General features: G+C 67.1%; 20 protein-coding genes. 5 read left to right on the top strand and 15 right to left on the bottom strand.

Translation table 11 applies throughout. The features are described from left to right. Window positions 1-289: 289 nt before the first annotated feature. Window positions 290-1990, top strand: a complete 1701-nt coding sequence (locus tag EBN1_RS07340) for an IS1634-like element ISAzo6 family transposase (protein ID WP_011237305.1) — start codon at window positions 290-292, stop codon at window positions 1988-1990. 270 nt (window positions 1991-2260) lie between these two features. Here the strand turns inward: EBN1_RS07340 and EBN1_RS07335 are convergent, their stop codons facing one another. The 3 genes from EBN1_RS07335 to EBN1_RS07325 are packed head-to-tail and all read right to left on the bottom strand — an operon-like array spanning window position 2261 to window position 4955. Continuing rightward, complete coding sequence (locus EBN1_RS07335) at window positions 2261-4075, bottom strand: ABCB family ABC transporter ATP-binding protein/permease (RefSeq protein WP_011237303.1); 1815 nt, start codon at window positions 4073-4075, stop codon at window positions 2261-2263. A 29-nt stretch (window positions 4076-4104) separates the two neighbouring features. After that, window positions 4105-4740 carry a LysE family translocator gene (locus tag EBN1_RS07330; RefSeq protein ID WP_011237302.1) on the bottom strand — a complete coding sequence of 212 codons (636 nt, stop codon included), beginning with the start codon at window positions 4738-4740 and terminating at the stop codon, window positions 4105-4107. Between the two features lie 53 nt (window positions 4741-4793). Beyond that, window positions 4794-4955, bottom strand: coding sequence for a hypothetical protein (locus EBN1_RS07325; RefSeq protein WP_157866592.1), 162 nt, complete (start codon window positions 4953-4955; stop codon window positions 4794-4796). Between the two features lie 95 nt (window positions 4956-5050). Between EBN1_RS07325 and EBN1_RS07320 the strand changes: the two genes are divergently transcribed. Both EBN1_RS07320 and EBN1_RS07315 read left to right on the top strand, forming a co-directional pair. Continuing rightward, window positions 5051-5482, top strand: coding sequence for a PAS domain S-box protein (locus EBN1_RS07320; protein ID WP_011237301.1), 432 nt, complete (start codon window positions 5051-5053; stop codon window positions 5480-5482). Window positions 5483-5605: 123 nt separating this feature from the next. After that, complete coding sequence (locus tag EBN1_RS07315; RefSeq protein WP_011237300.1) at window positions 5606-6085, top strand: ferric reductase-like transmembrane domain-containing protein; 480 nt, start codon at window positions 5606-5608, stop codon at window positions 6083-6085. A 104-nt stretch (window positions 6086-6189) separates the two neighbouring features. Here the strand turns inward: EBN1_RS07315 and EBN1_RS07310 are convergent, their stop codons facing one another. From EBN1_RS07310 to EBN1_RS07265, 10 genes are all read right to left on the bottom strand, one after another. Then, the gene (locus EBN1_RS07310) at window positions 6190-7428 is read right to left on the bottom strand and encodes a DUF2254 domain-containing protein (protein WP_011237299.1); all 1239 of its coding nucleotides are present in this window, start codon (window positions 7426-7428) and stop codon (window positions 6190-6192) included. Between the two features lie 68 nt (window positions 7429-7496). After that, window positions 7497-7937 (bottom strand): acyloxyacyl hydrolase, encoded by a 441-nt coding sequence (locus EBN1_RS07305; protein WP_277813123.1) that lies wholly within the window; start codon window positions 7935-7937, stop codon window positions 7497-7499. Window positions 7938-8183: 246 nt separating this feature from the next. Continuing rightward, on the bottom strand, window positions 8184-8483 hold the full coding sequence (locus EBN1_RS07300; RefSeq protein ID WP_041645975.1) for an RnfH family protein: 300 nt from the start codon (window positions 8481-8483) through the stop codon (window positions 8184-8186). Between the two features lie 20 nt (window positions 8484-8503). Then, window positions 8504-9181 (bottom strand): electron transport complex subunit E, encoded by a 678-nt coding sequence (locus EBN1_RS07295; protein ID WP_011237296.1) that lies wholly within the window; start codon window positions 9179-9181, stop codon window positions 8504-8506. Continuing rightward, entirely contained in the window at window positions 9178-9813 is a 636-nt protein-coding gene (gene rsxG, locus EBN1_RS07290; RefSeq protein WP_011237295.1) for an electron transport complex subunit RsxG, read from the bottom strand. The genes EBN1_RS07295 and rsxG overlap by 4 nt, the downstream gene beginning before the upstream one ends. Beyond that, a complete protein-coding gene (locus EBN1_RS07285; protein ID WP_011237294.1) occupies window positions 9810-10898 on the bottom strand; it encodes an RnfABCDGE type electron transport complex subunit D in 1089 nt (362 codons plus the stop codon). Before EBN1_RS07285 ends, rsxG begins: the two co-directional genes overlap by 4 nt. Next, a complete protein-coding gene (gene rsxC, locus EBN1_RS07280) occupies window positions 10895-12421 on the bottom strand; it encodes an electron transport complex subunit RsxC (protein ID WP_011237293.1) in 1527 nt (508 codons plus the stop codon). Before rsxC ends, EBN1_RS07285 begins: the two co-directional genes overlap by 4 nt. Before the next feature lie 9 nt (window positions 12422-12430). Next, window positions 12431-12961: an RnfABCDGE type electron transport complex subunit B gene (locus EBN1_RS07275; RefSeq protein WP_011237292.1), complete on the bottom strand. Its 531-nt coding sequence runs from the start codon at window positions 12959-12961 to the stop codon at window positions 12431-12433. Between the two features lie 11 nt (window positions 12962-12972). After that, window positions 12973-13554, bottom strand: coding sequence for an electron transport complex subunit RsxA (rsxA, locus tag EBN1_RS07270; RefSeq protein ID WP_011237291.1), 582 nt, complete (start codon window positions 13552-13554; stop codon window positions 12973-12975). A gap of 13 nt (window positions 13555-13567) precedes the next feature. Further along, the gene (locus EBN1_RS07265; RefSeq protein ID WP_011237290.1) at window positions 13568-14098 is read right to left on the bottom strand and encodes a SoxR reducing system RseC family protein; all 531 of its coding nucleotides are present in this window, start codon (window positions 14096-14098) and stop codon (window positions 13568-13570) included. A gap of 380 nt (window positions 14099-14478) precedes the next feature. Between EBN1_RS07265 and EBN1_RS07260 the strand changes: the two genes are divergently transcribed. Then, complete coding sequence (locus EBN1_RS07260) at window positions 14479-15198, top strand: DUF1499 domain-containing protein (RefSeq protein ID WP_041645972.1); 720 nt, start codon at window positions 14479-14481, stop codon at window positions 15196-15198. Between the two features lie 3 nt (window positions 15199-15201). Here the strand turns inward: EBN1_RS07260 and EBN1_RS07255 are convergent, their stop codons facing one another. Further along, entirely contained in the window at window positions 15202-16182 is a 981-nt protein-coding gene (locus tag EBN1_RS07255) for an MBL fold metallo-hydrolase (protein WP_011237287.1), read from the bottom strand. 270 nt (window positions 16183-16452) lie between these two features. On the opposite strand from EBN1_RS07255, the gene EBN1_RS07250 reads away from it, so the two are divergent. Beyond that, window positions 16453-17505 carry an extracellular catalytic domain type 1 short-chain-length polyhydroxyalkanoate depolymerase gene (locus tag EBN1_RS07250; protein WP_011237286.1) on the top strand — a complete coding sequence of 351 codons (1053 nt, stop codon included), beginning with the start codon at window positions 16453-16455 and terminating at the stop codon, window positions 17503-17505. A 49-nt stretch (window positions 17506-17554) separates the two neighbouring features. Here the strand turns inward: EBN1_RS07250 and EBN1_RS07245 are convergent, their stop codons facing one another. Then, on the bottom strand, window positions 17555-18046 hold the full coding sequence (locus tag EBN1_RS07245) for a chaperone NapD (RefSeq protein WP_049780218.1): 492 nt from the start codon (window positions 18044-18046) through the stop codon (window positions 17555-17557). Between the last annotated feature and the right edge of the window lie 237 nt (window positions 18047-18283).

The following is an 18283-nucleotide window of genomic DNA, read 5'->3' as shown; positions in this document are numbered from 1 at the left end:
CATTACCCGGCAGGATTCCGTGCCACCCAGCCATTGGGGACAGCTGCCATGTCCGGCAGGGCACAGCGTCAGCGTCGGTACCCCGTGCGACAGCGCCTGAACCAGCGCACGGTGAAGACGATCTGGATTCCGGAGTTCGACAGTTCAGCCCGAAAAACGCCGTTTTTTGAAAACCCGCCTCAGCATTCATGCGGGTTTCAGCCCGATTTTTCCGAAACTCTTGTGGTGGCACGTTTGTAACAGCTACGACCTTGCTTGACGATGTATGCCGTGCTGCTAAAGTGGCGGCATGTTCGTCAAGATCACCACCTCCGGCGGCCGCCGCTACCTTCAGCTCGTCCAGTCCTATCGGGATGATGCCGGCCGGGTGAAGAAGCGTACCGTGGCAACGCTTGGTCGGCTCGACCAGGTCGGCGGTGAGCTGGATTCCGTGATCAACGGACTGCTCAGGGTCTCCGGCCGAGAACCCATGGGTGAGCGCCCTGCACCCCCTTCGGTCGCGTTCGAATCGGCCCGCGCACTGGGCGACGTCTGGGCGCTGACCGAGCTGTGGAAGGAGTTGGGCTTCGGGGCGCTGCGCCGGGTGTTTCGCCGTACGCGCCACACGACCGATGTCGAGGCGCTCATCCGCGTGATGGTGCTCAACCGCCTGTGCGATCCGGACTCCAAGCTCGGCGTGCTGCGCTGGCTCGAGACGGTCGCGCTGCCCGAGGTCGACGTCAAGGCGATCACGCATCAGCAATTGCTGCGCAGCATGGATGCGCTGATGGCTCACCAGGCGGCGGTCGATGCGGTGGTGACGGGACTCCTGCGCCCGCTCGTCGATCAGGACCTGTCGGTCGTCTTCTACGATCTCACCACGATCCGCGCCGAGGGGCTCACGAACGTGGCCGGCGACGTACGCGCCTTCGGCATGGCCAAAGAGGGGTTGATTGCCCGCCAGTTCATGCTTGGCGTGGTGCAGACGGCCGACGGGCTTCCGATCTATCACGAGGTGTTCGCGGGCAACGCGGCCGAGACGACGACGCTCCTGCCCACCCTCACGACGGTGCTCGAACGCTTCCCCGAAGTGCGCCGGCTTATCCTCGTGGCCGACCGCGGGTTGCTCAGCCTGGACAACCTCGAGGCGCTCGAGGCGGTGCGGCTCGCGAGCGGTGAGCCGCTCGAGTTCATCATCGCGGTGCCGGGGCGGCGCTATCACGAGTTCGCCGAGCTCCTCGGCCCCTTCCAGCGCACGCACTGCACGCAGGCGAGGGCCGAGGTGACCGGCGAACTCGCTTGGCAGGGGCTGCGGCTCATCGTCGCCCACGCTCCGGCGACAGCCGCGGTGCAGAGCACACGGCGCAACGGCGAGATCGCCGCGCTCATCGCGCAGGGCGAAGCCTGGGCCAGCAAGCTCGTCGAGCAAGACGGCGGGGTCAAGCACCGCGGCCGCAAACTCTCGGACAGCGGGGCCAAGGCGCGCTTCTACCACGCGGTGTGCGAGGCGCATCTGTCCAAAATCATCCGCGTCGACCTCAAGGCCGAGCTCTTCCGCTACGAAATCGACGAGACGGCCCGGCGGCTTGCCGAACTCATGGACGGCAAGCTCCTGCTCGTGACCAACACGAAGGATCTCGCCCCTGCCGACGTCGTCACGCGCTACAAGGCGCTCGCCGACATCGAGCGCGGCTTCAAGGTGCTCAAATCCGAGATCGAGATCGGGCCGGTCTATCACCGGTTGCCCGAACGCATCCGCGCACACGCCTCGATCTGCTTCATGGCGCTGATCCTGCACCGCATCATGCGCGCGCGGCTGCGTGCGGCGCACACCGGGCTCACCCCCGAGCGGGCGCTCGAGCAGCTGCATCGCATCCAGCACCACCGCGTCCGGCTCGGCGCCGCCGAACCTGTGACGGGGGTGTCTTCCATCAACGCACACCAGAACGAGGTCCTCAGTGCCCTGCGGGTGAAAAAACCGGTCGCGCCTGAGCAGCTGACGCTGTTGTAGGGGCACGTTTGAAAGTCGCCTCTAGCGAAATCAGATAGTTACGAGATTAACTGTCGAACTCCGGTGGATTGGCCTGCAGCGCGTCATGGACTTCGCCGCAGAGGTCGAACACCCGCGCGGCGATCATGATGACGATTGAGTTGTGTGTAATGGAATGCCCTTACTGGCCGGTCTCGGCCCGTGACGCGACTCCGATGAATGCTGGTCAAGTCAGTGCAAATCGGTGCGCAAGACGGATGCACGCATGGTCAAGTACATGCGATTTCGTAGTCATGCCGCTTTCACGGCTTCCTCGCCTTCCTGCTGCTGCAGCGCCCACATCCGTGCGTAGTCGCCGTCGTGCTCGAGCAGTGCGGCGTGCGTGCCGCGTTCGACGATGCGGCCCTGGTCGAGCACGATGATCTCGTCGGCATTCATCACTGTCGACAGGCGGTGCGCGATGACCAGCGCGGTGCGGCCTGCGGCGGCGAGCTCCATCTGCGCCTGGATCGCCTTCTCGGTCTTCGAGTCGAGCGCTGAGGTCGCTTCATCGAAAATCAGGATCGCCGGGTTCTTCAGCAGCGCGCGCGCGATTGCGACGCGCTGTTTCTCGCCGCCGGAGAGCTTCAGGCCGCGTTCGCCGACGCGCGTCTCGAATCCGTCGGGCAGCCGCGCGATGAAGTCGGTGAGCTGTGCGGCGCGCGCCGCGGCTTCGACCTCCTCGCGAGCCGCGAGCGGGCGGCCGTACTGGATGTTGTAGAACAGCGTGTCGTTGAACAGCACGGTGTCCTGCGGCACGATGCCGATTGCCGCGCGCAGGCTCGCCTGCGTAAGCTGACGCAAGTCGCGGCCGTTGATGCGGATCGCGCCGCCCTGCACGTCGTAGAAGCGATACAGCAGGCGCGCGAGCGTCGATTTGCCCGACCCCGAATGGCCGACGACGGCGAGCGTGCGCCCCGCCGGAATCTCGAAATCGACGCCGTGCAGGATCGGCCGCTTCGGGTCGTACGCGAAGCTGACGTTCTCGAAGCGCACCGTCGCCGGACCGGGCGGCAGCACCAGCGCGTCGGTCGGGTCGGCGATCTCGCGGTGCTCGTGCATCAGCCCGAACATGCGCTCGATGTCGGTCAGCGCCTGGCGCAGCTCGCGGTAGATGACGCCGAGGAAGTTCAGCGGGATGTAGAGCTGGATCAGGAAGGCATTGACGAGCACGATGTCGCCGATCGTCATCGCGCCGCTGGCGACGCGGGTGGCCGCCTGCCACATCATCAGCGTCACTGCGACCGCGATGATCGCAGCCTGGCCGACATTCAGCGCCGACAGCGAAAACTGGTTCTTGACCTGCGCGTTCGCCCACTTCTTCATCTGCTCGTCGTAACGGCGCGCTTCGAATTCCTCGTTGTTGAAGTATTTCACCGTTTCGAAGTTCAGCAGGCTGTCGATCGCCTGCGCGCTGGCCGCGGAATCCAGCTCGTTCGCATGCCGGCGCAAGGCAGTGCGCCAGTTCGTGACTTTCACCGTGAACGTGATGTAGATCACCAGCGTCGTGAACGTGATGATCGCGAACACCGCGTCGTACTGCGCGAGCAGGATGCCGATCACGAGGCCGATCTCGATCAGCGTCGGCAGGATCGAATACAGCGTGTAGCTGATCAACGAACCGATCGAACGCGTGCCGCGCTCGATGTCGCGCGTGAGCCCGCCGGTCTGGCGCTCGAGATGGAAACGCAGCGACAGCGCGTGCAGGTGGCGGAACACCCGCAGCGCAATTTCGCGCACCGCCTCCTGCGTGACGCGCGCGAACACAAGCTCGCGCAGTTCGGTGAACAGCGACGTCGAAAAGCGCAGCGCGCCGTACGCGAGCAGCAGCGCCGCCGGCACGATGATGAAAGCCTGCTGGGTCGTCAGCGACAGCGTGTCGACAAGGTGCTTGAAGATGATCGGGACGGTGACGTTCGCGCCTTTCGCCGCGATCAGGCACGACAGCGCGAACACCACCCGGCCCTTGTAGGCCCAGATGTACGGGACGAGGCTCTTGAGAGTCTGCCAGTCGTGGCGGTGGGTCGGCTCAGGGCCGGGCAGGGCGGTGGCGGGCGCTCGTCTCATGGCCCGATTCTACTGCACGCGCCGCGCCCTTACCCCCGTCGCCCGCCGAGCAGCAGGTTCGCGGCGAGCCCGATGAAGATCATGCCGGTGACCCGGTCGAGCCACGGGCCGAGCCGCGGCCGGCGCGCGAGCAGGCGGCCGATGCCGCCGGCGGCGAACGCGATTGCGCCGAACACGACGACCGTCTGCGTGGCGAACACCGCCCCGAGCACCAGCATCTGCGTCGACGCCGGGCCGGCCTCGGGGCGAGCGAACTGCGGCAGGAAAGCGAGGAAGAACAGCGCGACTTTCGGGTTCACGGCGTTCGCGATGAAGCCTCGCGCAACATAGCGGCGCCACGGCAGCGCGAGCGCTTCGCTGCGTTCGGCTGCCGCGATGCCGCCGCTCCGGAGCGCCTGCACGCCGAGCCAGAACAGGTACGCCGCGCCGGCGAGCTTGAGCGCGAAGAACGCGTTCGGCGACGCGAGCAGCAAGGCGCTGACGCCGAGCGTCGCCCACAGCGTATGCGTGAAGCAGCCGAGCGCGCAGCCGACGGCAATGCCGAAGCCGGCAACGCGCCCGCGCGCGAGGCTCTGCCCGAGCACCATCAGGTTGTCCGGCCCCGGCGCGACGGTGACCGCGGCGGAGATCGCAAGGAAAGCCAGCAAGGTGTCGAGGGCAAGCATGGGGATGCGCAGTCGTGGAAGAGGTTCGATTCTGTCGGCGACACCGGGCGACGTCAAACGCTTGCGCCGCTAACGCTTCGCGGCGACCGCGCCCGCAATGCCTCGTACAGCTGTGTCGGCTCGAGCAACGTGTCCTTCAACCCATCGCGGATCTTCTCCGCGCCCGTCTTTGCAATCGGGCCGGAACGAATCGTTGTCTTCAGGTCGCGCTTCATATGCTCTTCGGGCATTTCACGAAAAGGCAGGACTGCGCCCGAAAACCGCTGTCTACCCGTCCGTGTCTCGAACGATCAACTTGTCGGAGGCTGCGATGCCCGACGATACACCCGCCCCCGAGCTACGCCCCGACCTGATCCTCGACCAGATTGCCGAGGCGGTCATTTATGCCGACACGCGCGGCTTCATCCGCCTGTGGAATCGTGGCGCCGAAGCGCTTTTCGGCTTCACCGCTGCCGAAGCGCTCGGCCAGAGCCTCGACCTGATCATCCCGGAAAACCTGCGGCAGGCGCACTGGCGCGGGTTCGACGCAGCGATCCGTAGCGGCAAGACCCGTCTCGCCGGTCACCCGACGCTCACCCGCGCACAGCACAAGTCCGGGGAGAAGCGTTACGTCGAAATGAGCTTCGCGCTCGTCATCGATTCCGGCCTTGTCGCCGGCTCGGTCGCGGTTGCGCGCGACGTCACCGAACGGGTCGAGCGCGAGAAGGCGGCGAGACAGGCGGGAACGGCGCCGCTGCCGTAAATCAGCCGCAGTCTGCCTTGCCTGCAGAACCCGGTCCCTGCGACTGGTGTTAGTCCGCTTTGGGTATTGCGGCTCGGGATGGGGCGTTACACTCTGGATGCGGGGATACAGGGGGCGCGTCGCATGAAGAACATCAGGATTGCCTGGGCGGGACTGATTGCAGTGCTCAGTCTGCTGTGGTGGATGGCCGATCCGCTGCTGCCGCAGGGGTACGAATATTTCGCCTTGCGCACGGTCGTGATCAACTACACCGGGATCATCGGCATCGGCGTGATGAGCGTGGGCATGATGCTCGCGCTGCGGTCGGTGCGGCTGGAGCCGCTGCTGGGCGGCATGGACAAGGCCTACCGGCTGCACAAGTGGCTGGGCATCACCGGCCTGGGAGTGTCCATCATTCACTGGTTGTGGGCGCAGGGCACGAAGTGGGCGGCGCGGGAAGGGCGCCTGGACGTGGCGCGCATTTGCACGACCGTGCCGGAATGGGCCTCCGCCGACATCTGGTTCTGCGGCCCCGGAGGCTTCGGTCAGGCCCTGCGCGAGGGGTTCACGGCGAAAGGCTTGTCGCCGGGCGACTTCCATCAGGAACTGTTCGCCATGCGCTGAGCATTGGATCGCGATTTGCGGGTCTGCCGGAGGCGGCCAACCCTGCCGAAGGGCTTGCCAGGACTGACCTTATGGAGCTGCCGCAGTGCGCATAGTCCAGGGGATTATCCGAGGGCCGCTGCGAGCTGTTCGATCTTTGCCACGTCTTCTTCCAGTGGCAGGGCGTGTCGGGCACGCCCGAGTGCCAGTTGCGACTGTTGTCGCGCCGCAGCCGGAAAGGCCGGGTGGGCCAGGCGGGACAGCGACCGCAAGGTTTTTTGCAGCCGGATGCCCACTGCCAGCGTCCCGGCTCCGGCTTCGGAAATGGGCGAGAACGCATCGTTGAAAAGATCTTCGATCGCGAGCGGCGGGATGAAAACGTGGGGATGCAAAATTTCGCTGTCTTCGTCTCGAGGGTCGGCCAGGACGGCGAGCACGCGGGCCAGTGCGGCGAGTGTCGCGATTGCGGTGCCGGGATCGTTGATGGCCGGCGATAGCGCTTTCGATGCGATCTCCGACAACACGATGACGCCGAAGCGAGGATCCTGATCGAAGGAGCGTTGTTCGCAGACATTGAATGCATCGCGTACGGCCTCCAGGACTTTGTCATCCGGTACGAAATCGAACCAGGCGAGCGGCACGATCGTATCGACGAAGTCCCCGGGGATTGCGTCAACATGGATTTCGCCGCCTGCCAGGCAAGCCAGCCGCTCCAGCGTGTCCACGTCGATGTGCTGCAGGTAGCCGATCCGGGTGCTGGTGACGGAAGCGACGGTCGGCGGCGGTCCGATCCGCATTCGCCCACCGATGCATGGATGCTTCCAGCGTGCGCGCACGGCATGGCCTGCGGCAGCCTCGACGCGTTCGATGGCATCGCCGACACGCCCGAAACGGGCCAGCAAGTCGATCCAGGCTAACAGGGTGAGCACGATGACGCCGATGATCCCGATCGTGCCGACGAACAGCACCACGCGGCCACTGTCTCCATACACGCCAGCGTTAAGCGCAATGATGCCGACCAGGCTGAACAGGAAACTGCCGACGAAAGTGCCCAGCGCATTCTGGGCGCTGCTGTCCTGTATCAGCAGATCGGCAACCCGGGGCGTCGTCGCACTCGATGCGGTGGCGTAGGCCGACACCATCGTCACCAGTGAAAACGTCGTCACGGCCAGCATGCTCGATGCGAGTATCTCCAGCACGTTGCCGATACTCGAAGCCCCGATTTTGACCGACCAGTCGGCAGGAATGAGCGGCGCGAGGACGATTCCGGTGGCGGCAGTGAGTATCCCGGCCACGGCAAAGAGTGTCGCCCGCACCCAAAGACGCCGGCCGATTTCGATGATCAGCCAGCGCAGGCGCGACAAACCGGATTTCCTGTCCGTTCAAGCATGGCAGCCATTCTAGTCCTGGCGGCCGTGACGCTTTGCCCTTTTCAAAAGCGCAAACGGTAATGCAGCGTGTAAGTCTCGACTCCGTCGTTCGGCTGCTTGAGTCCGGCATTGGAATAGTGGATCACCCGCACGCCGAGTTCCTGGTCGGCGAAGCGGACGCCGAAGCCAAGGCGATCCTCGAACTGGAAGGACGAGCCGAGGTCGTTGCCTTCCAGTTCGGTGCTGCTGAATGCCGCGATCCCGATGCCGATCACGACATAAGGCCGGAACGTCTTGCCGGTGAATTCGTAGACGAACACCGGGCTGAAGGACAGGCTGTGGTTGCTGGCAGTCTCGTCGCCTTCCCAGTACGTGTAGCCGGCATCCCAGTAACCGCCGAGATGCCCCGTGCTGCTCTGCAGCCAGCGGCTGCCGAAGTCGACCTGGGTGCTGACCCGATAAACCGCTGTCGAGTCACCGGTCTGGCCGACAGCTAAAGTCACATCGGCCGCCTGTGCAGCGCCGCCGCTCCCCGCGGATAAAACTGCAAGAGCGCCCGCCAAAAACGTTTTGTTCATCGAAATGCCTATTTTTTGTTAGTTGAATACCCCCTGTGAGGTAGTGCAAAGTTTAGAGACGGAAATTTCCCGGCGAATTGATGGACGTCAAACGTAAAAACTTATTGAATACACAAAGAAAATAGGGGAAATGGGGAACGGGATCGGGTATTCCGGGCTTTTCCCGGGCGGTCAGGCCGGGATCGCTTCGGGTTTCGCGGACGTGTCGTCCGCGTCGGCTTTCTTGCGCACCGCTTTCGGGTCGCACGTGATCGGGCGGTAGATCTCGACCCGGTCGCCGTGCCTGAGCGGAGTGTCGAGTTTCACGACTTTCGCGAAAACGCCGACTTTCTGCACCGTCAGGTCGATATGCGGGAACTGCGCGAGGATGCCCGAGCGCTCGATTGCCGCGCCGACGGTGGTTCCGTCCGGGACTTCGAGGTTCAGCCACACCTGGTGCGACGGCTCCGAATAGGCGACTCCGATTTTCATGGGCATTTCCGTTTTCTCCTTCAAGCGGCCGGCGCGGATGCCGGCACCTGCGGCACTGCCTGTCGCGGTGTTTCGCGCCGTGTTTCGAATACACGCTTGGCCGCGAGGAGCAGCCCGAGCACCGCGAAGCCTCCCGGGGGCAGGATCATCAACAGCGCGCCGTCGTACTCGGGAAGACGCATTTCGAGAAACGCGAAGCCCGGCCCGAGCAGCAGGCTCGCCTGCGCGAACAGCGTGCCGGAGCCGAGGAGCTCGCGGATCAGGCCGATCACGGTCAGCGCGAGCGTGAAGCCGAGCCCGGTCGCCAGCCCGTCGAAGGCCGACGCGACGACGCCGTTCTTGCTCGCGAACGCTTCGGCGCGTCCGAGGATCGCGCAGTTGACGACGATCAGCGCGATGAAGAGGCCGAGGATCTTGTGCAGTTCGTGCGCCCACGCGTTCATCGCCATATCGACGATCGTCACCAGCGTCGCGATCAGCACGACGAAGACCGGGATGCGCACCTGCGAGCTCACCGTCGTGCGGATCATCGACACGAGGACGTTCGACACGACGAGCACCGCCGTCGTCGCCAGCCCCATCGCCAGCGCGTTCGTGCCGGTCGTCGTGACCGCCATCGTCGGGCACAACGCAAGCATCTGCGAGAAGACGACGTTGTTCTCCCACAGGCCATCCCGGACGATGCCTCCGATGTTCATGGTTTGTCTCCGAGAATGTCGCTGCGATGGGCGGCGAAGAAGTCGAGCCCGCCCTTGACGGCTTTGACGACCGCGCGCGGCGTGATCGTAGCGCCGGCGAACGCGTCGAAGACGCCGCCGTCCTTCTTCACGCCCCACTTTGCGGGGGCCGGGTCGGCGAGCGACTTGCCCGCGAAACTATCGATCCAGCGCGATTTCGCGGTCTCGATCTTGTCGCCGAGGCCGGGCGTCTCGGTGTGCTTGAGGACGCGCACGCCGAGCACCGTGCCGCGCACGTCGACGGCCATCAGCACCGTCACGTCGCCGGCGTAGCCGCGCTCGGCGGTCTTGAACACCGCCCCGACCGGCGCGCCCGCGTGCTTCGCGAGATGTACCGTGACCTTGCCTTTCGGGCCGTCGAGCTCGACGACGTCGCGCAGCAGGTCGTTGTCGGCGAAGCCGCTCGGCAGCACCTGGGCGAGCGTCAGGCGCAGGTCTTTTTCTTCCGCGGCGGCGATCGGCACTTTCGTCGCGTCGAACGCCCACGCGAGCGCAGTGCCGGCGAGCAGCGCGATCGCGCCGAGCAGCACGGGCTGGTAGGGCAGCGTCTCGCGGAGCGCGTCGAACGCCGGAGCGCGATCCGTCCCGCTCACTTCACACCTCGCTGCGCAGCCGCGTCGATCGGGGCGCCGCGGTAAGTCCTGCCGAGGATGCGCGGCCGGCAGTAGCGGTCGATGACCGGCGTCAGCGCGTTCAGCAGCAGCACGGCGAACGCCATGCCTTCCGGGTAACCGCCCCAGCTGCGGATGATCCACGTCAGGAACCCGATGCCGAAGCCGAAGACGAGCTGCCCGAAAGTGGTGTTCGGCGACGTCACGTAGTCGGTGGCGATGAAAAACGCGCCGAGGATCGCTGCGCCCGACAGCAGATGGGCGGAGGCCGGCAGGTAATGCGCCGGATCGAGCGCGTGACCGATTGCCGCAGGGATCGCGAGTCCGGCCAGCACGGCGAGCGGAATATGCCAGCGGATGACGCCGGTTGCGAGCAAGTACAGACCGCCGGCGAGAAGGAAGATCGCGCCCGTTTCGCCGAGGCTGCCGGCGCGCGAACCGACCCACGAGAACAGCGGATCGGTCGCCGCGCCGATCGCGTGCAGCACGTCGACGCCGCGGGAAAGCTCGGTCTTGGCGTGGCCGAGCAGCGACGCCGACGCAATCGCATCGGGAACCGGCGGCGACGCGAGCGTGATCCACAGCCCTTCGCCGAAGGCGGGCGCGCCGTCCGCTGTCATCGGCAGCGGCGCCACCCATTGGGTCATCACGACGGGGAACGACACCAGCAGCGCGACGCGCGCGACCATCGCCGGGTTGAAAAGATTCTGGCCGAGGCCGCCGAACAACTGCTTGCCGATCGCAATCGCGATGAAGCCGCCGAGCGCGCCAATCCACGCCGGTGCCCACGGCGGCAGCGACAGCGCGAGGAGCCAGCCGGTAAGGAGCGCGGAGCCGTCGCCGAGGCTGCTCTCGACGCGCATCAGGCGCTGGCAGACGAGCTCGGTGAGCACGCACGCGCCGACCGTGACGGCGAAAAGATGCACCGCCGGCCAGCCGAAAAGCCAGAAACCGAACAGCGTCGCCGGCAGCAGCGCGAGCTGCACGTGGCGCATCGTCCGCGCTATCGACGCGCCGCCATGCGCGTGCGGCGAAGCGGGAGGCGATGCGTGAGGCATCCTGCTCATGCGCATTCTCCTGTCGGTTGTGCGGCGGCGCCGGTGGGCCGGGGCGCCGGAGCCGGTTGCGAGTCGGGCCCCGCTTTGCGCCGCGCGGCGGTTTCGGCCTTCTCGCGCGTCTCGCGTTCGAGCCGCTCGGCTCTCGCCTGCGCGAGCGTCTTCGTCGCTTCGCTGCGGAGCTTGTGGCGGTCCCGCGCGGCGAGCTCGCCTTTGGCGTGATGGAAGTACTGCACGAGCGGAATGTGTGACGGGCAGTCGTACGCGCAGCAACCGCACGCGATGCAGTCCTTGAGGCCGAACTTCACCGCAGCGTCCAAGTCGCCGGCGCCGATGCGGCGGGCGATCTCGAGCGGCAACAGTCCGACCGGGCAGGCGCGCACGCAGGTGCTGCAGCGGATGCACGGGCCGGGCGCGCGCAAGCCGACTTCGTCGCCATCGAGGACGAGGATGCCTCCGGTCCCCTTGATGACGGGCACGCGCAGCGAAGGCACTTGCATCCCCGTCATCGGGCCGCCGAGGAGCAGGCGCGCCGGCGCCCCGCGATCCGCGCGCAGGCCGCCGCAGAACTCCACGACTTCGTCGGCGAGCGTCCCGATCAGCACTTCGACGTTGCCGGGCTCGCGCACGCACGCGCCGTTGACGGTGACGAGCCGCGACACCAGCGGCCGGCCGAAACGCACTGCATCGCGCACGGCGACCGCGGTGGCGACGTTGTGCACGACGACGCCGACATCTGCCGGGCGACCGTTCGCCGGCACTTCGAGCCCGGTGAGCGCGAGGACGAGGTGTTTCTCCGAGCCCATCGGGTAGCGCGTCGGGACCGGTTCGACCCGGATTTTGGGGTGTCCGGCCGCGGCGGCGCGCATCGCGGCGATCGCTTCGGGCTTGTTGTCCTCGATGCCGATGCGCGCCTCGCGGGCCCCGGTTGCATGCAGCATGATCGCGACGCCGTCGATCGCGTCGGCGGCGCGCTCGCGCATCAGCCGGTCGTCGCAGGACAGGAACGGCTCGCACTCGCCGCCGTTGATGATCAGCAGGTCGACGTTCGCCTCGCGCCCGCCGCTGAGCTTGACCGCCGACGGGAACGCCGCGCCGCCAAGGCCCACGATGCCGGCGGCCGAAACGCGCCGGCCGATCTCGGCCGGGTCGAGCGCGAACGGGTCGGTGCACGCCGTCAGCGTCGTCCACTCGTCCCGGCCGTCGCTTTCGATCGTGATCGCCGCGACCGGCAGGCCGGACGGGTGGGGCGCGACGATGTCGCCGATGGCGACGATTCGCCCCGAGGTGGGCGCATGGAGCGCAGCGGAGATCGCGCCTTGGGGCGCGGCGATCCGCTGTCCCTTCCTGACGATGTCGCCGACGGCGACGGCAGCGCGCGCGGGCGCGCCGACGTGCTGCAAGAGCGGCACGTAGAGCCGCTTCGGCAGCGGCATTTTGCGCAGCGGCGCGTCCGCCGCCGGCCGCTTGTGGTCTTCGGGGTGGATGCCGCGGCTGAATTTGCGCGTGCGCAGGAAGCGGTCGATGAAACCCATTTCGTTTCCTCAGGCGCAAGCCGCAGGCTTCGGCCAGACCCACTGCTGCAGCGTGACCGGCAACGGCTGCATCGCCATCGCTTCGGTCGGGCAGCGCTCGATGCAACTGCCGCAACCGGTGCAGGCGTCGCGCAGCACATTGTGAATCTGCTTCGGTCCGCCGAGGATCGCGTCGGTCGGGCAGACCTTGATGCAGCGCGTGCAGCCGATGCAGATTTCTTCCCTGATGCTGGCGACTTTCGGGCCTTCGTCACGCAGGCCGGCGAGGTCGACCGCGATGCCGAGCCGCGCGGCGATCGTTTCGGCGAGCGCCCGTCCGCCCGGCGGGCAGCAGGCCGGGGACGCAGTGCCCGCAGCGATTGCCGCTGCGGCCCCGGCGCAACCGGGGAAACCGCACTGGCCGCAGTTCGAGCCCGGCATCATCGCTTCGAGTTCGGCGACGACCGGATTCGCCTCGACGGCGAAAAAGCGGCTGGCGAGACCGAGCATGACGCCGAGCGCGGCGCCGAGAATGGTCAGACTGACGACGGCGAAAAGCACGGGTTTCCTCCTCAGGTGGCGACCAGCCCGGACAGCCCCATGAAGGCGAGGCTCAGCAGGCTGATCGTGATGAATGCGGCCGGGGCGCCGGCGAAAGCGGCCGGGACGGACGCGAGGGCGAGGCGTTCGCGCAGGCCGGCGAAGATCAGCAGTACGAGCGTGAAGCCGAGCGCCGAACCAAAGCCGAACAGCACGCTCTTGAAGAAGCCGTAGCCCTGCTGGACGTTGAGCAGCGCAACGCCCAGCACTGCGCAGTTCGTCGTGATCAGCGGCAAGTAGATGCCGAGGCTCTGGTACAGCGCCGGGCTCATCTTGCGGATCGCCATTTCGGTGAATTGCACCGCCGCCGCGATGACCAGGATGAAGCTCAGGATGCGCAGGAAGCCGAGGTCGAACGGCGCCAGCAGCCAGTGCTCGAGCATCCAGCTCGCCGCTGCCGCGAGCGTGATGACGAAAGTCGTCGCCAACCCCATGCCGAGCGCGGCATCCATGCTTTTCGATACGCCCATCGCCGGGCACAGGCCGAGGAATTTGACCAGCACGACGTTGTTGACGAGCGCGGTCGACAGCAGCAGGAGCGCATATTCGTGCATCGCGTGCTCCCGCTCAGGCCGGGTTGCGGGAAAGGTCGCGCCCGGCGTGGCGCAGGAAGCGCGGCACGGTGCTGCCGGTTGCGGCGAGCCGTGACGCGAGGCGGCGGGCGATCGCGAGGCCGAGCAGGAGGCCGCCCGCCATCGCGCCGAAAGTGGCCACGTCGCTGCTGGCTGCAAACTCGGCGGTGGCGCCGGCGGCCAGCATGATCGCGAGCGGCAGCGCGTAAGCGGTCAGCGCGGCCGTCGCGAGCGCGTCCTCGCCGACGCCCACGACGACGCGGTCGCCGACTTCGAGGCACGGCCCGTCGGCGCCCGTGTCGACCGGAAAACGGCGCGCCGCCATCCGGCGCGAGAAAGTGCCGGCGCCGCTGGCGAGGGCGAATGTCGCCGAACCGCAGCTCCGCGCGGCCGCGCAGCTGCCGCACCCGGCGCTCGGTTCCGGCTCGAGCCACGCGACGGCGCCGGTGATCCGGACGACGCGGGCGGTGCCTTCGAGCAGCGGCGCGCCGCTGCGGGCGATGCCGTCATGTTCCCGCGCATTCATGTTGACCGAACCTCCTTCGTCGAGATGATGTCGTTGCCGCTGTGACGGATCGAACCTGGTGTTTTCCCCGCGCTCGCCGTCGCGCGCACGATGACGTGACCGCAACGCAGCAAAAAGATTGATATCAAACAATCAGCGGCGCAAACGATACATAAAACCAAGGACAAAAGTCAATGGATGTAACGCAAGACGAGCGTTCGGGACGTCGCTTTTTTCCCGATTCCGGGCTCGCCGCGATCACTGATCCTGACAAAAACGGAGCCGGAGCAGAGACGGTGTCCTATAGTTGCTGTCCGACTCCGGCGGCCGGACGCTCGCGGGGGCAGGAGATTGGCCGGGGAGCACCGCGGGTGCGGGAATCTGACCGAGGAGACTTCGACATGATGCTGTCCCGCCTCACGCTTGGCGTCGCGATCCTCGCCGCCGTGGTGCTGTTCCTGTCCGGCTCGGGCACGCGCTTCGGCCTGTGGCCGTTTCCGACCGGCTTCATGCTCCTGAAATGGGCCGCGTATTTCGGGCTCGCGGCGGCCGCGATTGCGCTCGTCGGCCTGATCGTGCCGAAGCTGCGCGCCGGGCAGGGGCGCAGCTTCGCCGCGGCGCTCGTGCTCGGCCTCGCCGTCGCGGCCGTGCCGGTGTACTGGATGCAGGCGGCCGGCCAAGTGCCGCGGATTCACGACATCAGCACCGACCTCGACAATCCGCCGGCTTTCGACGCGGTGCTGGCGCAGCGGGGCGACGCGTCAAATCCGCCCGAGCATGGCGGCCCCGCCGTTGCCGAAGCGCAGCGCCGCGCCTATCCGGACATCCGCCCGCTGGTGCTGCCGCTGCCGCCCGCGGACGCTTTCGCGCACGCGTTGCGGGGAGCGCGCGCGATGGGTTGGGAGATCGTCGCGCAGGATGCTGCCGCGGGACGGATCGAAGCGACGGCGACGACGCTGTGGTTCGGCTTCAGGGACGATGTCGTCGCGCGCGTCGCACCGACAGAGGGCGGCAGCCGCATCGACGTCCGCTCGGCATCACGCGTCGGCGTCAGCGACGTCGGCGCCAACGCGAAGCGGATCCGGGCCTATCTGGCCAGGCTCGCGAACTCCGCCGACTGACGTTCAGCAGCCGGAGAGGCACTTCGCGTCAGCGTCGAACGTCATCGTCCGGCCGCTCAAGGGCACGCGCATCGGCGCCGTCACGGCCTTGCCGAACTGCGCGGTGCGCGTCTCGGGCAGCAGCTGGCCGTCGCGCGTCGCCGCCTCGTTCGCGTGCGATGCGATCACCGCGTTCGGCTTGACCATTTCGTTGATGACATGAGCCGCTTCGGCCGGGCCCGTCGTGAAAGTGCCGCCGATGTTGATCACCGCGAGCTTGGCGTTGTAGAAGCGCCGGACGACGAGATCCTGCTCGGCCGTCACGCCGGTGTCGCCGGACAGATACGCGACGAGGCCGTTCGAGAACTTCAGCACGTAACCGCCGGGCGGGCCGACGTAAGCGGTCAGTCCTGCGGCTTTCAGCGCTTCGGCGTGGCCGTCGTCGAGAAATGCCGGGTCGAGGCCGTTGCTGTGCACTGCCGGCACGCTGGCAATGGTGACGCCGCCGACTTTTGCGCTGCCGCCGAAGCGCAGCAACTGGACCTGCTTCGGGTCGCCGCCCGCCGCCTTGACGCGGGCGGCGAGAAAACCGTGCATCTCGCCGCCGACGACCAGTTTCGCTTTCTTGCCGACGGCGATGTTCACGGTGTTGGAATTCGGCGTCACCTTCACCGAGGCATCCGGTTTGCCGCATTCCCCTGCGTTCGCCGCCGGCGTGTGGGCGTCACCGAGATGGTCGCCATGCACGTGCGTCAGCAACACCGCGTCGATTTGCCCGAGCCGCGGGTCGTCCGCGCCGCGCACCGTGCGCCCGGGGTCGTAAAGGACGCGGGTGCCGTCCGGGTCCTCGAAGACCATCGCGCGGTCGAACGCGCAGAATTCGCCGTCGTGGCTTCCGAGCGGAGTGATCCTGACGGTTGCGTCAGGCGCAGCCGGTGTGGCCGCAGTGGCCGGTGCGGCTGCCGCGAGTGCTGCGAACGCGAGCGTGAAAGCTGTCGTTTTCATTCTTTTCCCTCCGTGGGGGCGGGGTGGCACGATTCCGCACGATCACGCGCCTTCAACGACGGAAAACCTTCCCGAAGCTTAGACCACCTGCCGCCATCCGGCCTGCGGGCCGGCGCAAGCGCGAGCGGCGCGGAGGGCGCGGAGCATGGGGAGCGCAGCGGGGATGAAACAAAGGCTTGCGGGCATTCGCAGTGATCGCGGTTATCGTCGGGCGTCCCGGCAGGGTGCAACGCAATTCGCCGGTGTCGCCATCACAGGGAGAAATCGCGGATGAGAGCACGAAAATCCGGCTGGGTCGGCGTCTGGTTCGATCTCGCCCGGACGACTGCCCGCGCGTCGGGAAAGATCAACCGGGCGGCCGGCAAGGCGACGGCGAAGCGCGCCGGACCGGCGCTGCGCAAAGCCGCGACGCAGATGTTGACCGGCGTCGCGACGCCGACGCCGCCTCCCGCGACACGTGGCGGCGGGCGTTGGGAAGTCGGCCGCTGGGGCCTCGGGCCGATGGCGATGCGCCGCTACCGCCTGTACCTGCCGCCGGGCGTTCGCCGGCCGCTGCCGCTCGTCGTGCTGTTGCACGGCTGCGGCCAGGATTCGGCGAGTTTCGCGGCGACGACCCGCGCCGCGGCGAACGCCCGCGCCGGAGGCTACGCAGTGTTGTTGCCCGAACAGGCGTCCGAGGCGAACCCGAACCGCTGCTGGAACTGGTTCGGGCGCGAGCCTGTCGTGGCGATGGAGGCCGCGATCCTGAAAGCCATCGTCGAGCACGTCTGCGACGTCCATCGCTTGCGGGCTGACCGGGTGTTCGCGCTCGGTCTGTCGGCAGGGGGCGCGATGGCGCTGACGCTCGCGCTGCGTTATCCGGGGCTTTTTGCCGCCGTCGGCACGCACTCCGGCGCTGTGCCGCACAGCGCGTCGTCGGCGCTGCAGGCGGGACACGCGATGCGCGGCCGGCGCTCGCCCGAAATCGCCGGGCTGCGCCAGCGGCTCGGCGGGCGCCGCCTGCCGCCATTGATCGTGATCCATGGCGACGTCGATCGCAGCGTCGCATCGGCGAACGCCGAGGAATCAGTCGCGCTTTGGCTCGGGCTGATGGCGCCGGTCGTGGCTTCGGCGGGGATATCCCGCACGGCGCGGCGCGGGGCGCGGCACCCGTATGCGGTCACCGACTGGAAGCGCGACCGCCGCGCATATGTGCGGATGGTCCGCGTCGCAGGGCTCGGCCATGCGTGGAGCGGCGGGGCCGCGAAGCAGGCTTTCTCCGATCCCCGCGGGCCCGACGCGTTGAAGCTTTTCTGGCGTTTCTTCGAAGCCTGTGTCGCGTGACGCAGCGACGGATATATCCCGGCCGCCCCGGCCACGGGCGAGGGGCTGGCTAAGGAGCGGGGCGTTTTTCGGCGCAACGGCGCGACGGGTCGTTCGCTGCGTCCTCAGGTTCGCGGTGGTACACCGGAGTCGCGCTCACGACGCCGGGGAGTTCGCGTATCCAGCCGACCAGTTCCAGCGTGTCGGAGAAGCGCGTGCAGTCGCTGATCACGGCAAGCTTGCCCGCCGGGTTGATCGTGCAGATGTCGAGCTCGGGCACTGCCGCGATTGCGCGGGCCACCTCAGCGGTGCGTTCGGGCTCGGTCTCGACGAGAATCCCCGGGACATGTGCCGGGGAATCGTCGGCAACCAGGACTGAAGAACCTTCCGCTGCGGAGCCGGCGCGTGTGCCGAAGCTCCTGAAAAGGAAGTGGAGCGCGACCGGCAACAGCGCGAGCGCCGGGTTGACGACGATGCCGAGAAAAACGCCTGCCAGTGCGAGAAGAATCAGGCGCGGCAGCTGGTACTGCCTTTTCCATTGTGAACTCGATCGTGCATCCATTGCCATCGCTCCAGAACAGGGCTTGCTGCACAGAAACGGGAAGCGGGAGGCAATGCTTTCTGCATGCCTGTGGTCGCCTGGCACGCCAGTGCGGCCCTCCGTGAGAAGCCATGTGAAGGGTACAGCTTAATGGGTATTTGTCGAGTCTAACAACAGGTAGGTTCCTCCGCTGATGCAATGCCGTCAAGGGTGCGTCGAGACAGATCCGCCGGCAGGATCGCGTTCGGGGGCTGTGCG

The organism is Aromatoleum aromaticum EbN1, from assembly GCF_000025965.1.
Taxonomy (GTDB): Bacteria; Pseudomonadota; Gammaproteobacteria; order Burkholderiales; family Rhodocyclaceae; genus Aromatoleum; species Aromatoleum aromaticum.
The sequence above is the reverse complement of the archived record's forward strand: the minus strand, read 5'-3'. Positions and strand labels throughout refer to the sequence as shown.

Coding starts and splice junctions, on each gene's coding strand:
- EBN1_RS07340 (WP_011237305.1), top strand. CDS start 290: ATGTTCGTCAAGATCACCACCTCCGGCGGCCGCCGCTACCTTCAGCTC.
- EBN1_RS07335 (WP_011237303.1), bottom strand. CDS start 4,075: ATGAGACGAGCGCCCGCCACCGCCCTGCCCGGCCCTGAGCCGACCCAC.
- EBN1_RS07330 (WP_011237302.1), bottom strand. CDS start 4,740: ATGCTTGCCCTCGACACCTTGCTGGCTTTCCTTGCGATCTCCGCCGCG.
- EBN1_RS07325 (WP_157866592.1), bottom strand. CDS start 4,955: ATGAAGCGCGACCTGAAGACAACGATTCGTTCCGGCCCGATTGCAAAG.
- EBN1_RS07320 (WP_011237301.1), top strand. CDS start 5,051: ATGCCCGACGATACACCCGCCCCCGAGCTACGCCCCGACCTGATCCTC.
- EBN1_RS07315 (WP_011237300.1), top strand. CDS start 5,606: ATGAAGAACATCAGGATTGCCTGGGCGGGACTGATTGCAGTGCTCAGT.
- EBN1_RS07300 (WP_041645975.1), bottom strand. CDS start 8,483: ATGAAAATCGGAGTCGCCTATTCGGAGCCGTCGCACCAGGTGTGGCTG.
- EBN1_RS07295 (WP_011237296.1), bottom strand. CDS start 9,181: ATGAACATCGGAGGCATCGTCCGGGATGGCCTGTGGGAGAACAACGTC.
- EBN1_RS07285 (WP_011237294.1), bottom strand. CDS start 10,898: ATGAGCAGGATGCCTCACGCATCGCCTCCCGCTTCGCCGCACGCGCAT.
- rsxC (WP_011237293.1), bottom strand. CDS start 12,421: ATGGGTTTCATCGACCGCTTCCTGCGCACGCGCAAATTCAGCCGCGGC.
- rsxA (WP_011237291.1), bottom strand. CDS start 13,554: ATGCACGAATATGCGCTCCTGCTGCTGTCGACCGCGCTCGTCAACAAC.
- EBN1_RS07265 (WP_011237290.1), bottom strand. CDS start 14,098: ATGAATGCGCGGGAACATGACGGCATCGCCCGCAGCGGCGCGCCGCTG.
- EBN1_RS07260 (WP_041645972.1), top strand. CDS start 14,479: ATGATGCTGTCCCGCCTCACGCTTGGCGTCGCGATCCTCGCCGCCGTG.
- EBN1_RS07255 (WP_011237287.1), bottom strand. CDS start 16,182: ATGAAAACGACAGCTTTCACGCTCGCGTTCGCAGCACTCGCGGCAGCC.
- EBN1_RS07250 (WP_011237286.1), top strand. CDS start 16,453: ATGAGAGCACGAAAATCCGGCTGGGTCGGCGTCTGGTTCGATCTCGCC.
- EBN1_RS07245 (WP_049780218.1), bottom strand. CDS start 18,046: ATGGATGCACGATCGAGTTCACAATGGAAAAGGCAGTACCAGCTGCCG.